We start from the raw sequence: 12644 nt of genomic DNA on the forward strand, positions 1-12644 counted from the left end.
TAGTCTTATGGAAGGCCCGGCATGGGGCGACATCGCTTGCCTGAGTGACGTTCACTTTTTCACCAGCACCGGACGAATGAAGAAAAAGGCCGGCTGATCGATCTCGGCGCCGCGCTTTTTGCGCACGAGCATGAATGCATGGACCGCAAAGACCAGGTGACCGGCTGTGAGGATGACGGCGGCCACGCTGCGCGCGGCCAGCCATGGCTTGGCCGCCAGCACCGATGCCTGGAACGGTACCGACGGGTCGAGCAGGGCCAAGCCCTGCAGCACGCCACCGGCGCCGAGCGCGACCACGTACAGCACCATTCCGCCAACGACCAGCAGCAGGTGAGCGCGAATCAGCATGGCACTCGGCCATTCGCGCCCGGTCAAGCGGGGCAGGATGTAGTACATGCCGCCGAACAGGCTCATGGTGACGAACATGTACACGCCGAGGTGCGAGTGGGCGATGGTCCAGTGCGTGAAGTGCGTCACCCGGTTGACGCTGACCAGCGCCGTCATGATGCCCTGCAGGGATACCGCCGTGTACGACATGGCGGCCAGCACGAGGAAGGTCAGGGTCGGGGAGTAGCGCATGGCGCCGAAGCGGCCGACGATCGTCATGTGCTGGTTGATCCCGACGGCGACGACCGGAATCACCATCAGGATGCTGGCAACGATCGAGGTGGCGATCATCCAGGAAGGCATCGGGCCGCCGATGAGGTGATGCATGCCGTTGAGCGAGTAGAACAGCGCCAGCCCCCAGAAGCCCACCAGCGACAGCCAGTAGGAGTAGATCGGGCGCCCAATGATTTTCGGTAGCAGGTAATAGATCAGGCCTAGGTTGACCGTGGTGAGCCACAGGCCGAGTGCGTTGTGGGCGTAGAACCAGTTGATCGCGGCCGAATCGATCCCGGTGTAGTGCGGCAGGTTTCCGGCAACAAAGATGATGAGGAACCAGGGATAGGAAGCGGCCACATACCAGACCGACACGTACAGGTGCTTGACCTGGCGCGCAGCCAACGTGCGCCAGATCGATGCTCCGACCAGCAGAGCGCCGGCGATGAGGAAAGGGTCGGCTGTGGTGCGGTCGAATTCGAGCCACTCCAGGCCGTCACTGCGGCCGGAAAGCAGGCCGATCAGCCCGATCAGGACACCCAGCGTCCAGACCAGGATGCCCGCGCCGGCCAGGCGCGGCCAGTGCAGGACGGTGCAGGACAGGCGCGGAATGATCCAGAGCGACACCGAAAACATGGCGGTCGAGGCCCACCCATAGATCATCACGTTCAGGTGGGCCGGGCGCACCCGCCCGAAAGTCATGGCTGCCGGTTGGGAAAGCCAGTCGGGGAAATCGAATTTGAAGCTTGCAATATCGCCCAGCAAGGAGCCGGCAAGCAGCCAGAACAGGGCCAGCGCGAATCCCAGAAGCACGGGCGCGCGGCTGGACGCATCGAAGCGGGCGGCATTGCGTACTGACATGCGCATCTCGCTATGGGGCTGGCTGCTGTCGCGCCGGGTTGCCGCGTCCACCGGGTGGGGTCCGCCCGGCTCGGAAGAGGCCGCGCTCATAGCCATTGCTTCCAGGCCGGCTGGGATTCCTGGTCGGGCAGTCCGTATGCTGTCACTCGTTCGCGCGCCTGTGTTGGCGTTTCCCACGGGCGCAACTGGTTCAGCTCTCCGTCTTCGAAGATGACATAGGCGGTCGCGTCGGGCGCATCGAAATGCCCGTTCACGGCAGCCCAGAGAAGCAGGAACAGTGCCGGCAGCCCGATGACGAGGCCGAGGAGGACGACGGCTGGCGAGTTCGCAAACATGGTTCCCCCAATTTTAGAATGTCCAGCTGGCCAAGTGCCGCTTCAAAACTCGATGCGGCGCTTCACATGCTTCCGTCATTGGGCGGCCGCCAGCCGATAAGTTTCGTCCCCGGGACGCAGGCGCAGACAGTCGCGACGGCATGATGATGCGTGTAGATAAAGTATCATCTTGGGGAAGCGTAGAGGCGCACGATTGGGCCGTCGGATTCGCTTGCCGGCAGGTGCGCTACCATTTGGGGCTTGGGGCGCGATATCGCCTACCCGTGCGCGGTTGCTAAAGACATTCCGGTACCATCGGAAGACGTGCCGGCGGACTGGCGCTTCGCTGTGACTTGCGGTGTCATCTCTGGGCGAAACGCCGTCGCCGCAACCGACCGCTTTGATCGACGTGCCGACTAAGGATTGCGCGCCGGCTGCCGGGTGCAGGTCGGCAATCGGGCATATGCATGCTTCGTATTCAAGAGAAAGCCAGGTCTATGGCACAGATGACGAATCGTCTGATTTTCATGGCGTCAATGACAGTCGCGGCACACGCGGCATTGCAGCCTGCCTACGCGCAGCCGGACAGCGCAACCGGGGCCGTGATCGCCGCGCGGGGCGGATCCAACGGGGCGCTTGGCTGCGTGGCCTGTCATGGAAGTGTCGGCGAAGGCAATCTTGCTGCGGGCTTTCCCCGACTGGCCGGCCTGGACCCGCGTTACATCGAAGAGCAGCTGAGTAATTTCGCGCGCGACTATCGACCAAATGCCGTCATGAGCCCAATCGCGGCAAGATTGACCCCGTCCGAAAAGACGACGCTGGCGCGCTTCTATGGCTCCATGCCCTGGTCGCCCGTGGCTGGCGCCCCCGGGGGCGGGCAGGGCATGGCGCGCGATGCCGGCGGCTCGCTGATCATGCGCGGGCGCTGGGAACAGAACATACCCGCATGCATTCAGTGCCATGGGCCCGGAGCGCAGGGGGTTGGCGCCGTGTTCCCGCCCTTGAGAGGCCAGTCCGCAGCCTACATCGCGGCACAGTTGCGAGCATTCAAGTCCGGCAAGCGCCCTGGCGGACCCGGCAATCTCATGGGGGCGGTAGCAAAGCGCTTGTCGGATGCGGATGTGATCGCCATTGCCAATCACTTCGGTTCGGCCGGCCAGGCGGAGGGAACGGACCGCGTAAGGAGCATGAAATGAAGAAGCGTAAGCTTGGGTTGCAGCTCGCGATCCTGTGCGTGGCTGCAAGCGCGGTGGCGCAAACCGCGAAACAAATTGCCGGCAGCAAGGACGGGCCTCCGGCACCGGCGGCTCCGGCCGAGTCGATGGTGCCGAAGAAGCCGGTCCCATTCACGCCGCCGCCCCCCGATAGCATTCCGAATGACGATTTTGGCAAGGTCGTCAGGCAAGGGCAGCAGATATTCGTAAACACGCAGCAGAACGCCCGCCAGTATGTCGGCAACAGCCTGAATTGTGTGAATTGCCACCTCGACGCCGGGCGCAAGGCTGACTCGAGTCCCTTGTGGGGCGCCTATATCTCGTATCCGGCCTATCGAAGCAAGAATGGCCACGTCAACACGCTGGCCGAGCGGATACAGGGATGCTTCCGCTACAGCATGAACGGCAAGGCTCCCCCACTCGGCGACCCAACCTTGATCGCACTGGAAACCTATGCATACTGGCTGGCCACTGGCGCGCCGGTGCGCACCAACGTGAAGGGACGGGGCTATCTGAAACTACCGAAGCCGGCGATGCCGCCAGACATCGCGCGCGGCGCAAAGGTCTATGCGCAGAACTGCGCAGTATGCCATGGCCCCAATGGTGAGGGACAAGTCAGTGGTGGCAAGACGGTCTTTCCCCCACTCTGGGGGCCGAAGTCCTTCAACTGGGGCGCCGGCATGCACGACATCAAGAACGCCGCCGGCTTCATCAAGGCCAACATGCCGCTCGGGCAAGGCGGCAAACTCAGTGACCAGGAAGCGTGGGATGTCGCGATCTTCATGAACAGCCACGAGCGGCCCCAGGATCCGCGCTTCAAGGGATCGGTCGCGGAAACACGCAAGAAATACCACGATGAACCTAGCTCGCTGTACGGGATCGAAGTGAACGGTTACGTTCTTGGCAGCAAGTCCGTGGCTTCAGGGAAAACCGCTCCGTAAGCGTGGCTGTCGCGGTCCCGACCCAATCGTCAGGACCGCATGCCACTGTCAGCTGGCACTCCCGATTTGATGTCTTATGCAATAAAGGCAGGCAATCAAAGCGGTTTTGTGCCAGCGGCTTTCTGGTCAACGACGCCCGGGATGTCTCGTGTCGGTCGCGGAAATTTACCCTTCATGTCGTCCACTCCCGATTGCGGCCTGGCCAGTGCGCGCAAGTCGGAACGCTGCTCACGTTTTTTGGCTGTATCGACTTTCAACTGCCGGTCGCGCGCCTCGCCCAGGCCCGGCATGATCTCGCCGTCCCGGTTGAACGACCAGGCAAGCATGGCTTCACCCAGCGGCATCTTGTCGCCTGGCATGCCTTGGTTTCCCGTATGCCAGACATGCCAAGTCTTTCCGTAGCTGTTCATTTTCTTCTTCATCAGGGCATGTTCGGCGGCTTCTGGCAGGCCTGGCGCAATCAACTGGCCAGACAGGATTTCGCCGTTATGCGGATGCCAGTATTTCCGTTCCTCTTGAGGAAGTGTATTGAACAGCTTTTCCGAAATAATATATTCCACCCCATTCATATTGGCGGTTTTCGTATTGCCATCGAAGAGCACACACTGCGCGAAGTCCTCGTTCATCTGATGGCAGTAATGGTGCGCCTCCATCTGCATTTCCGGCTTGTCCTTCATCGGATGGAATCCGTCCATATACACATCGAATCCTTTAAGAGGCGCATTGCTCTGCAGGATCTTCGCGCCAGCTTCGAGCATTTTGGTATCGCCATATTTTGCCTCGCCTTCTGGCGTGGTCTTGGGCGGCGATCCTGACTGCGCAGTCGCGCATCCGCTCCCGAGTGCGACAAAAAAAATTACTGCTGCGGTAGGTACATTCAACTTCATTGCGAGCTCCTCATTTGTAGATAATCACGTCAATGATTTCCAGTAAATTGCAGTGCGGCGGCCAGCCACACTGACGCCAGGATCTCGATGAAATACGCCAGATACGGAGCGCACTGCCAGGATTACGTTAACACGGTTGAGGTTAGACTGGCGCGCGCATTCAACTGCAAGCCGATCGTGTCGGGCCAGCACAGTCGCTTGCGCACGTATATACAGCGCACCCGTACTTGGGGCTCAATAAAGGTAGGGCACCAGTTTTCTGACCCTTGCCTGATATGCGGGGTAACCGGGATAACGCTCCAGCAACCACTTTTCTTCGCGCGTTGCCTTGCAGTCGAAAAACACGCCCAGTAGCAACGTCAATAAAAGGCGCAAGGGACTCAAGGTAAATAAGGAAATCCCGAGCGCAGCCAGCAGCAGGCCGAAATAGATAGGATGCCGCACGAGACGGTAGGCGCCATTCGTGACGAGTTCTGCCGTAGGTAAGGGCCGCGGGAAGGGGGTGAGCGATTTCCCGAGCGAGACGGCACTACTGCCAAGAACGGCGATTCCGATCAGTACAGCGGTCGCTCCGAAGAAGCGGAATACCGTCGGCGCAGGCCAGGCCGGCCCGATTTGGGGCGTCAGCAGGAACAGGGCAAATAGCAGGACCTGGATCAGTACCCAGGCTTCGCCGCGGCTGCCGAAATGGTTTTGATTCGCCATCTCCAGTTTCCCCTGAGAAGCGAGCGCGTCCCTCAAGCCGAAGCGCTTGCTATCTCAGCTTCACGCTTGCGTTGTCTGGGGCCGCGCCATCCATTCGCGACCCTTGAGCATTCCATCCCAGTACAGTGCTGGAAGGATGTCTTTTTTCAAGTGCCAGGCCAGGCGCGACGGCCTGGTGCCGTCGATCAGCCAGGGCGGGAAGCTCGGTGCGAGCTTTCCGCCATAGGTAAATTCGGCAAGAACGATCTTGCCCCGTTCCACGGTTAGCGGGCAGGAACCGTAACCGTCGTAGCTCGCCGTCCCCTGGGCCTTGCCCAGCTGGGCGAGGAGGTTGTGCGCCACTACCGGAGCCTGCTTGCGCGCAGCCGCAGCGGTTTTGGCATTACTGGTATTGCATGCATCCCCAAGCGCAAATATGTTGTCATAGCGCCGGTGCCGCAAACTGGCAGGGTCGACGTCTGCCCATCCGGCAGCGTCGGCCAACGGGCTGCTGCGGAGGAAATCTGGAGCGACCTGGGGCGGCACCACATGGATCAGGTCGAAGTCCCTGACGACCGTCTGCTTGACGCCGTCGGCCCCTGTCCGGGTGAAAGTAGCCCGCTTGCTTTCGCCGTCGATCGCGGTCAGGTTCTCGCCGAAGTTGAGCCCGATTCCGTAGGCCTGCACGTATTCCATGAGTGCCGGCACATAGTCCGCGACACCGAACAGCACTGCGCCGGCGGAGCAGAAGTCGATATCGATTTCGTCAAGCACACCTGTACGTTTCCAGTGGTCCGCCGACAGATACATCGCTTTCTGGGGCGCTCCTGCGCACTTGATTGGCATGGCGGGTTGGGTGAACAGGACGCGGCCGCGCCGCAACTGCTGGACCAGTTCCCAGGTATAGGGCGCCAGGTCGAAGCGGTAGTTCGACGTGACGCCATTGCGGCCAAGCGCATCGGCCAGGCCCTCGATGCCTTGCCAGTCGAGCTTCAAGCCCGGGCAGACCACGAGGCTGCGGTAAGCCACCTCGCTGCCGTCGGCAAGCACCACTGCGTTGCGTTCCGGTGCGAACTCGGCAGCCGCGGCCTTGATCCAGCGAACTCCGCGCGGCATGACCGAAGCCATGTCGTGCGCGGTATCGCCGGCCTTGAAAATCCCAGCCCCGACCATGGTCCAGCCAGGCTGGTAAAAGTGGGTGGTGGCAGGTTCGATGATGGCGATGTCGATGCCGGGCAGCCGCGCTTGCAGACTGGCCGCCACTGCGATACCGGCCGCGCCGCCGCCGACGATGAGCACCTCATGTGATGCGGACATGTCTACCTCCGGGTTATTTTTTTTCAAGGCGTGGCGCGAGTGCGCCGAGATCGTAGCCGGCCTGCGAGGCCGCCTCCAGCAACTTGGCGGGTGATTCCTCCCCTGCACGAGAAAGCGCCCACATCGACGTCGAGCGCCGCCCGGTGCGGCAATAGCCGAGTACCGGCTTTGGCAATTCGGCCATCAGTAGCTTGAACGCGGCCGCATGGGTGTCGGTGACATTGTCAGGTGCCGCAGGAAGATACCTTGCTTCCATGCCGAACCGTGCAGCCTCCTGCTCGATCTGGCTGAACGCAGGCTGGTCTGGTCCTTCGCCATCCGGCCGGTTGCAGATTATTGAACGAAAACCGTCTTGTGCCAAGGCGGGGATGTCCTCAAGTTGAACCTGTTGCGAGACCGCGAGGTCCGGGCTGAGCTGCTTGAATTTCATGGGATCTCCTGGATGGTTGATTTTTCCGTCTGACCAACTGTGCTTACGAGCTGACAGCCGCCAGAAGGAGCGCCGCTGCCCGGCCATGCGGATCAAGGAAGGTCAAAAGTTGTCGTGTTAACAATTCCTCGCCTGCAGCAATTCAGGTGACATTTCTAAGCATACGCCTGACTCCCGATCCGGCACGCACACACAATGTCGCCGATCGCCGACACAAGTGACAATATACTTGAAAATAGTTCGAGACACGATATACTATGAAAATGTATTTTGAATGGTGAGTAGGATGCTGACAACGGATGAAGAAAAAGGGCTGTGTCCTGCCGACGGCATCGATATCGAATCGATGCGCCACGCCGCGGAGCAGGCTTGCGGCCTGTTGAAGGCGCTGGGCAATCCCGACCGCCTGCTGCTGCTTTGCCAGATGACCCAAGGGGAGTTCTGTGTCAGCGAGCTCGAAGCCTTGACCGGCATTCGCCAACCGACGCTCTCGCAACAGCTTGGCGTGCTGCGTGATGAGCAGCTGGTCAATACACGCCGGGAGGGCAAGCAGATCTATTACACCATCGCGAGCAAGGACGCGATGGCAGTGATGGAAGTTCTGTACGAGCTGTACTGTAAAACGCTTAAGGAGAGTAAATCATGACCATCAACTGGAGCGAGTTCACGCCGTGGGCGTCGCTGTTCGGCGGCTTGCTGATCGGTCTATCGGCCGCACTGTTTGTACTGTTCAACGGGCGGATTGCTGGCATCAGCGGCGTGCTCGGCGGCTTGCTGCGACCACTTCGGGGCGACATCGCCTGGCGTGTCGCGTTTCTTGGGGGACTGCTCGGTGCACCTTTGGTGTACGGGATGTTTGCCGCCCTGCCGGAGGCCCGCATCGACGCCGGCACCGGAACGCTGGTCGTCGCCGGATTGCTGGTCGGCCTAGGCACGCGCTATGGGGCAGGGTGCACAAGCGGCCACGGCGTATGCGGCCTGTCGCGGCGTTCACCGCGTTCCCTGGTCGCCACGGCGAGCTTCATGCTGGCCGGATTTGTCACCGTGTATGTCGTGCGTCACCTAATGGTTTAAGGAGAATTTTTCATGCAAATCGTAATGGCATTGATCGTCGGGCTTGTCTTCGGTATCGGTCTGCTTGTGTCGGGCATGGCCGACCCGGCGAAAGTCCTGAACTTCCTCGACCTGGCCGGCAATTGGGATCCTTCGCTGGCATTCGTCATGGGCGGAGCGATTGCAGTCGGCCTGATCGCCTTCCATTTTGCCGCCGGACGCCAAAAGTCGCTGCTCGGCGATGCCATGCGCTTGCCAACCGCCACGCAGATCGACCGGCGCCTGGTCTTCGGCGGCCTGACCTTTGGGGTGGGCTGGGGCCTGGCGGGCTATTGCCCGGGGCCGGCGCTGGTGTCGCTGGTCGGCGGTGGTGAGAAGCCGCTCATCTTTACCGGCGCACTGCTGGCCGGGATGGCGATCTTCGAGCTGCTGGAGCGCCTGCCAGCTGCCCCAAGCAAGCAGCGTGCGTAACCGCAACGCCACGGTGAGGGCAACGTCATGCTGATCAGTCTGGGGCTTGGTCTAGTGGTTGGCGTGGTGCTTGCGCTCACTGGTGCCGGCGGCGGCATTCTCGCGGTGCCGCTGCTCGTCTTTGGCATGCAGATGGGGGTTGCCCAGGCCGGTCCGATTGGCCTGCTGGCGGTCGGCATGGCTGCGGCCCTCGGCGCCATCCTGGGTTTAAAAGCCGGGATCGTACGCTACCGGGCCGCCGTCCTGATCTCGGCGACAGGGATGCTATTGTCGCCAGTCGGCTTGTGGCTTGCGCACCGTATCGACAATCGCTGGCTCAGCGTACTGTTCGCACTGGTCCTGTTGTTTGTGGCGTTTAAGACATTCCGGCGTGCCACCAGTAAGCAGGCCGTCCGCCAGGACAGTGCCGACGACCTCGAGCAGCCATGTATGCGTGACAGCGGCACAGGCCGCTTTGTCTGGACTGCGCGTTGCGCGCGTTCGCTCGCCCTGTCCGGCACGGTCGCGGGCTTGCTGTCCGGCCTGCTCGGTGTTGGCGGCGGCTTCGTGATGGTGCCTGCGCTGCAGCGGTATACCAATCTGGATATGCAATCGACCGTGGCGACTTCGCTGGCGGTGATCGCCCTGGTGTCGGTGACTGGCGTAGCATCAAGTGCGTTTGCCGGCTCGATGACTTGGGCGGTGGCCCTGCCGTTTGCCGCAGGGGCGCTGGCTGGCATGCTGGGCGGCCGCATTGTATCGGACCGGCTCGCCGGTCCGCAGTTGCAGATCGGTTTTGCCGCTGTGTCGGCACTCGTCGCGGTGGGCATGATCGCCAAGGTGCTGTACCGATAATTCTAGCCGCCCATGCGGCGCTCATCCTATTCAAGGAGAACTGCCATGAATCTCAGGCCAATTCAGCTGTTTGACCCCGAGTCTTCGACCTTTACCTATATTCTCGCGACCCAGGCTGGCGCCGAGGCAGTGTTGATCGACCCTGTCGACGAGCACTGGGAGCGCGACCTGGCGCACCTGCGGCGCCTCAACCTGAAGCTGGCTTACGTCCTCGAAACGCATGCCCACGCGGATCACGTCACGTCGGCCGGCAAACTGCGCGAGCTGACCGGCGCAAAGGCGGCGGTCCCGAGCGGCTGCGGTATCCCGCCTGCCGACATCCAGTTGAATGACGGCGATGTGCTTCGCTTCGGCAGCGAAGAAATCCTGGTCTTGCATACACCCGGCCATACCGGAGGAAGCATGAGCTATGTGTGGCGCAACAACGTGTTCACCGGCGACACCCTTTTGATCAACGGGTGCGGCCGAACCGATTTCCAGAGCGGCAGCGCCGACGCCTTGTTCGACAGCGTGACGAAAAAGCTGTTTTCGCTTCCAGACGACATGTTGATGTGGCCGGGACACGACTACAAGGGGCAGGTGGTATCGACGATCGGTTGGGAGAAGCAGCACAACGCGCGGCTGTCCAACCGCAGCCGCGACGAGTTCGTCCAGTTGATGGGCGAGTTGAACCTGCCAAAACCGAAACGGATCGACGTCGCCGTGCCGGCGAACCAGAACCTGGGTTTGCCGCATAGCGTCTGACGCATGCAGCGCTCGCCCCTCACGGCCGATTGAGCGCTGCGCCTCCCGGATAATGAACAATACATGACAGGCAGACTGCGGCGAGCCTGTCGGATGACAAGGATTGCAATGACGGACGATTCTGCGGCAATGGCAGCAAGCCTGTGGGACCAGCGTTACGCCACACCTGGATTTCTCTTCGGGACCGCGCCCAACGACTACCTGGCCAGCCAGCGGCACCTGCTCCGGCCGGGGATGCGGGCGCTGGCGGTCGCGGACGGGGAGGGGCGTAACAGCGTCTGGCTCGCCCGCCAGGGCCTGAGCGTGGACGCCTTCGATGTCTCGTCAGTGGCCGTCGGCAAGGCAAGGCTGCTTGCCAGCGATGCGCAGGTGGCGGTGGACTTCCACATTGCCGATTGCGATGCCTGGAGCTGGAAGCCGGCATATTACGACATGGTCGCTGCGATCTTCGTTCAGTTTGCCGACCCGGCACTGCGGGCTCGCCTGTTCGCAAACATCATCGCCACGCTGAAGCCGGGCGGCATCCTGATTTTGCATGGATATACGCCCAAGCAGCTCGTGTACAAGACAGGCGGTCCTGGGGTGTTGGAGAATCTTTATACCGAGGAAATGCTCCGCACGGGACTCGGCGCGCTAGACATTGTCGAGCTGCGCGAATACGAGGCAAATCTTGACGAAGGAACGCAACACGCAGGGCGCTCGGCACTCATCGGCCTGGTCGCGAGAAAAGCCGTGTAATCGCCATCGGTGGTCTTGCCGGTCTCTGCTGAGTCGCGCGAATTGTCGCGCTTTTGGTGGCGACGAAGTCCCTGCGCAGGAAGGCCGACATTCGAAAGCACTCGCTAGTGTGCGCCAACAAGGCGCAATTATAAAAATGATTGATGGAGACAAGCATGGAAGCATCCCAACCGAATCCGGGCGCTGCCTACAAGGTGGCACCCGGCTATTTTCGTCGTCTGACGGGCTTTGACTGGATGTTTGGCGCCGGCCTGCTGGCCGCCGCGCTGTTCGCTCTGAACCGGTATGCGGCTTTCATGGATGGCTATGAGCGTGCGATCCTGCTGCTGACCGCACCGACGCTGGCGGCCCTCGGCTGGCACTGGAAGCCGGTGCGCTGGCTGCTCCCTTTCTGCGCGCTGCTGTCCTTGTGGGCTGTGTCGCTCTATGACGGTTCCTTGGCGGCGGCGGAACAGAATTTCTTCCTGAAATACATGCTGTCGAGCCAGTCGGCGATCCTCTGGATGAGCGTGCTGTTCGTGTTCTCGACCGTGTTCTACTGGATCGGCATGCTGGCACGCTCGCACGCCAGCAGTGCGCTCGGCTCCCGCCTGTGCTGGGCCGCCGTGGTCCTGGGTTTCACCGGCATGGCGGTGCGCTGGTTCGAGTCCTACCTGATGGGTGCGGACGTCGGCCACATTCCGGTGTCGAATCTGTACGAAGTGTTCATCCTATTCGCGCTGATCACCGCGCTGTTCCACCTGTATTACGAGGAGCGTTACGCCACGCTCCAGTTGGGCGCCTTCGTCCTATTGATCATCGCGGCGGCGGTCGTCTTCCTACTCTGGTACACGGTGTCGCGCGATGCCGCCCAAATCCAGCCCCTGGCGCCGGCGCTGCAGAGCTGGTGGATGAAGATCCACGTGCCGGCCAACTTCATCGGCTACGGCACCTTCGCACTGGCCGCGATGGTCGGCTGTGCATACCTGCTGAAATCCCACGGCATCCTGGCCGACCGCCTCCCCAGCCTGGAAGTGCTGGACGACGTGATGTACAAGTCGATCTCGGTCGGCTTCGCTTTCTTCACCGTCGCCACTATCCTGGGCGCGCTGTGGGCGGCGGAGGCCTGGGGCGGCTACTGGTCCTGGGACCCGAAGGAAACCTGGGCCCTGATCGTCTGGCTCAACTACGCGGCCTGGCTGCACCTGCGCCTGATGAACGGGCTGCGCGGCCGCGCCGCAGCTTGGTGGTCGGTGGTGGGCCTGCTGGTGACGACCTTCGCCTTCATCGGCGTGAACATGTTTCTGTCGGGCCTGCACTCGTATGGAGAATTGTGATCCACGACAGTAACGTTCCTTGTTGCCGACGTAGTCCATGTTGATATCGAGTCATCTACGAAAGGCAGTGCGGGAGTCGAGAACAACTGCGCTGGCATCTGGCATCGTCGCTTGAAAGCTAGACGGGTCAGGGCGGGGACTGCCAGTGGACCTTGCAGCTACGATCCAGCTTGATTGCTTTCTTTCGGCCTTCGATAGGAAGGCTTGAGCGGGAGCCCGTAGAGCGCAACGCGTACGAAT

Annotated in this window: 13 protein-coding genes and 1 pseudogene; 9 read left to right on the forward strand and 5 right to left on the reverse strand. The window is 61.5% G+C overall.

Annotated features, from left to right (window positions below; all coding sequences use genetic code 11):
• Window positions 1-51: 51 nt before the first annotated feature.
• Together AC56KW_RS12995 and AC56KW_RS13000 are read right to left on the reverse strand one after the other, a co-directional pair.
• Window positions 52-1551: a cbb3-type cytochrome c oxidase subunit I gene (locus tag AC56KW_RS12995; RefSeq protein WP_497171152.1), complete on the reverse strand. Its 1500-nt coding sequence runs from the start codon at window positions 1549-1551 to the stop codon at window positions 52-54.
• The gene (locus AC56KW_RS13000) at window positions 1548-1796 is read right to left on the reverse strand and encodes a hypothetical protein (RefSeq protein WP_497171153.1); all 249 of its coding nucleotides are present in this window, start codon (window positions 1794-1796) and stop codon (window positions 1548-1550) included. The genes AC56KW_RS12995 and AC56KW_RS13000 overlap by 4 nt, the downstream gene beginning before the upstream one ends.
• A gap of 446 nt (window positions 1797-2242) precedes the next feature.
• Between AC56KW_RS13000 and AC56KW_RS13005 the strand changes: the two genes are divergently transcribed.
• Window positions 2243-2971 (forward strand): c-type cytochrome, encoded by a 729-nt coding sequence (locus AC56KW_RS13005; RefSeq protein ID WP_497171154.1) that lies wholly within the window; start codon window positions 2243-2245, stop codon window positions 2969-2971.
• On the forward strand, window positions 2968-3930 hold the full coding sequence (locus AC56KW_RS13010; protein WP_497171155.1) for a c-type cytochrome: 963 nt from the start codon (window positions 2968-2970) through the stop codon (window positions 3928-3930). Before AC56KW_RS13005 ends, AC56KW_RS13010 begins: the two co-directional genes overlap by 4 nt.
• A 95-nt stretch (window positions 3931-4025) precedes the next feature.
• Here the strand turns inward: AC56KW_RS13010 and AC56KW_RS13015 are convergent, their stop codons facing one another.
• The 3 genes and pseudogenes from AC56KW_RS13015 to AC56KW_RS13025 form a co-directional block, all read right to left on the reverse strand.
• Entirely contained in the window at window positions 4026-4817 is a 792-nt protein-coding gene (locus tag AC56KW_RS13015) for an OBAP family protein (RefSeq protein ID WP_497171156.1), read from the reverse strand.
• Between the two features lie 234 nt (window positions 4818-5051).
• Entirely contained in the window at window positions 5052-5522 is a 471-nt protein-coding gene (locus tag AC56KW_RS13020) for a methyltransferase family protein (protein WP_497171157.1), read from the reverse strand.
• A 60-nt stretch (window positions 5523-5582) separates the two neighbouring features.
• Window positions 5583-7248: pseudogene (locus tag AC56KW_RS13025) on the reverse strand (bifunctional protein tyrosine phosphatase family protein/NAD(P)/FAD-dependent oxidoreductase).
• Between the two features lie 286 nt (window positions 7249-7534).
• On the opposite strand from AC56KW_RS13025, the gene AC56KW_RS13030 reads away from it, so the two are divergent.
• From AC56KW_RS13030 to ccsB, 7 genes are all read left to right on the forward strand, one after another.
• Window positions 7535-7894 (forward strand): ArsR/SmtB family transcription factor, encoded by a 360-nt coding sequence (locus tag AC56KW_RS13030; protein WP_497171158.1) that lies wholly within the window; start codon window positions 7535-7537, stop codon window positions 7892-7894.
• Entirely contained in the window at window positions 7891-8322 is a 432-nt protein-coding gene (locus AC56KW_RS13035) for a YeeE/YedE family protein (protein WP_497171159.1), read from the forward strand. Before AC56KW_RS13030 ends, AC56KW_RS13035 begins: the two co-directional genes overlap by 4 nt.
• A 12-nt stretch (window positions 8323-8334) precedes the next feature.
• A complete protein-coding gene (locus AC56KW_RS13040) occupies window positions 8335-8772 on the forward strand; it encodes a YeeE/YedE family protein (protein ID WP_027868007.1) in 438 nt (145 codons plus the stop codon).
• Between the two features lie 27 nt (window positions 8773-8799).
• On the forward strand, window positions 8800-9606 hold the full coding sequence (locus AC56KW_RS13045; protein WP_027868008.1) for a sulfite exporter TauE/SafE family protein: 807 nt from the start codon (window positions 8800-8802) through the stop codon (window positions 9604-9606).
• A 45-nt stretch (window positions 9607-9651) separates the two neighbouring features.
• Window positions 9652-10350, forward strand: a complete 699-nt coding sequence (locus tag AC56KW_RS13050; protein ID WP_497171160.1) for an MBL fold metallo-hydrolase — start codon at window positions 9652-9654, stop codon at window positions 10348-10350.
• Window positions 10351-10458: 108 nt separating this feature from the next.
• The gene (locus tag AC56KW_RS13055; protein WP_497171161.1) at window positions 10459-11088 is read left to right on the forward strand and encodes a class I SAM-dependent methyltransferase; all 630 of its coding nucleotides are present in this window, start codon (window positions 10459-10461) and stop codon (window positions 11086-11088) included.
• Between the two features lie 155 nt (window positions 11089-11243).
• Window positions 11244-12404 (forward strand): c-type cytochrome biogenesis protein CcsB, encoded by a 1161-nt coding sequence (gene ccsB, locus AC56KW_RS13060; protein ID WP_497171162.1) that lies wholly within the window; start codon window positions 11244-11246, stop codon window positions 12402-12404.
• The last annotated feature ends 240 nt before the right edge of the window (window positions 12405-12644 follow it).

The sequence above is a fragment of the Telluria sp. RT2P19 genome (genome assembly GCF_059685725.1).

Excerpts from the sequence above, each read along its gene's own strand:
- AC56KW_RS12995 (WP_497171152.1), bottom strand. The coding sequence starts at position 1,551 with ATGAGCGCGGCCTCTTCCGAGCCGGGCGGACCCCACCCGGTGGACGCG.
- AC56KW_RS13000 (WP_497171153.1), bottom strand. The coding sequence starts at position 1,796 with ATGTTTGCGAACTCGCCAGCCGTCGTCCTCCTCGGCCTCGTCATCGGG.
- AC56KW_RS13005 (WP_497171154.1), top strand. The coding sequence starts at position 2,243 with ATGCTTCGTATTCAAGAGAAAGCCAGGTCTATGGCACAGATGACGAAT.
- AC56KW_RS13010 (WP_497171155.1), top strand. The coding sequence starts at position 2,968 with ATGAAGAAGCGTAAGCTTGGGTTGCAGCTCGCGATCCTGTGCGTGGCT.
- AC56KW_RS13015 (WP_497171156.1), bottom strand. The coding sequence starts at position 4,817 with ATGAAGTTGAATGTACCTACCGCAGCAGTAATTTTTTTTGTCGCACTC.
- AC56KW_RS13020 (WP_497171157.1), bottom strand. The coding sequence starts at position 5,522 with ATGGCGAATCAAAACCATTTCGGCAGCCGCGGCGAAGCCTGGGTACTG.
- AC56KW_RS13030 (WP_497171158.1), top strand. The coding sequence starts at position 7,535 with ATGCTGACAACGGATGAAGAAAAAGGGCTGTGTCCTGCCGACGGCATC.
- AC56KW_RS13035 (WP_497171159.1), top strand. The coding sequence starts at position 7,891 with ATGACCATCAACTGGAGCGAGTTCACGCCGTGGGCGTCGCTGTTCGGC.
- AC56KW_RS13040 (WP_027868007.1), top strand. The coding sequence starts at position 8,335 with ATGCAAATCGTAATGGCATTGATCGTCGGGCTTGTCTTCGGTATCGGT.
- AC56KW_RS13045 (WP_027868008.1), top strand. The coding sequence starts at position 8,800 with ATGCTGATCAGTCTGGGGCTTGGTCTAGTGGTTGGCGTGGTGCTTGCG.
- AC56KW_RS13050 (WP_497171160.1), top strand. The coding sequence starts at position 9,652 with ATGAATCTCAGGCCAATTCAGCTGTTTGACCCCGAGTCTTCGACCTTT.
- AC56KW_RS13055 (WP_497171161.1), top strand. The coding sequence starts at position 10,459 with ATGACGGACGATTCTGCGGCAATGGCAGCAAGCCTGTGGGACCAGCGT.
- ccsB (WP_497171162.1), top strand. The coding sequence starts at position 11,244 with ATGGAAGCATCCCAACCGAATCCGGGCGCTGCCTACAAGGTGGCACCC.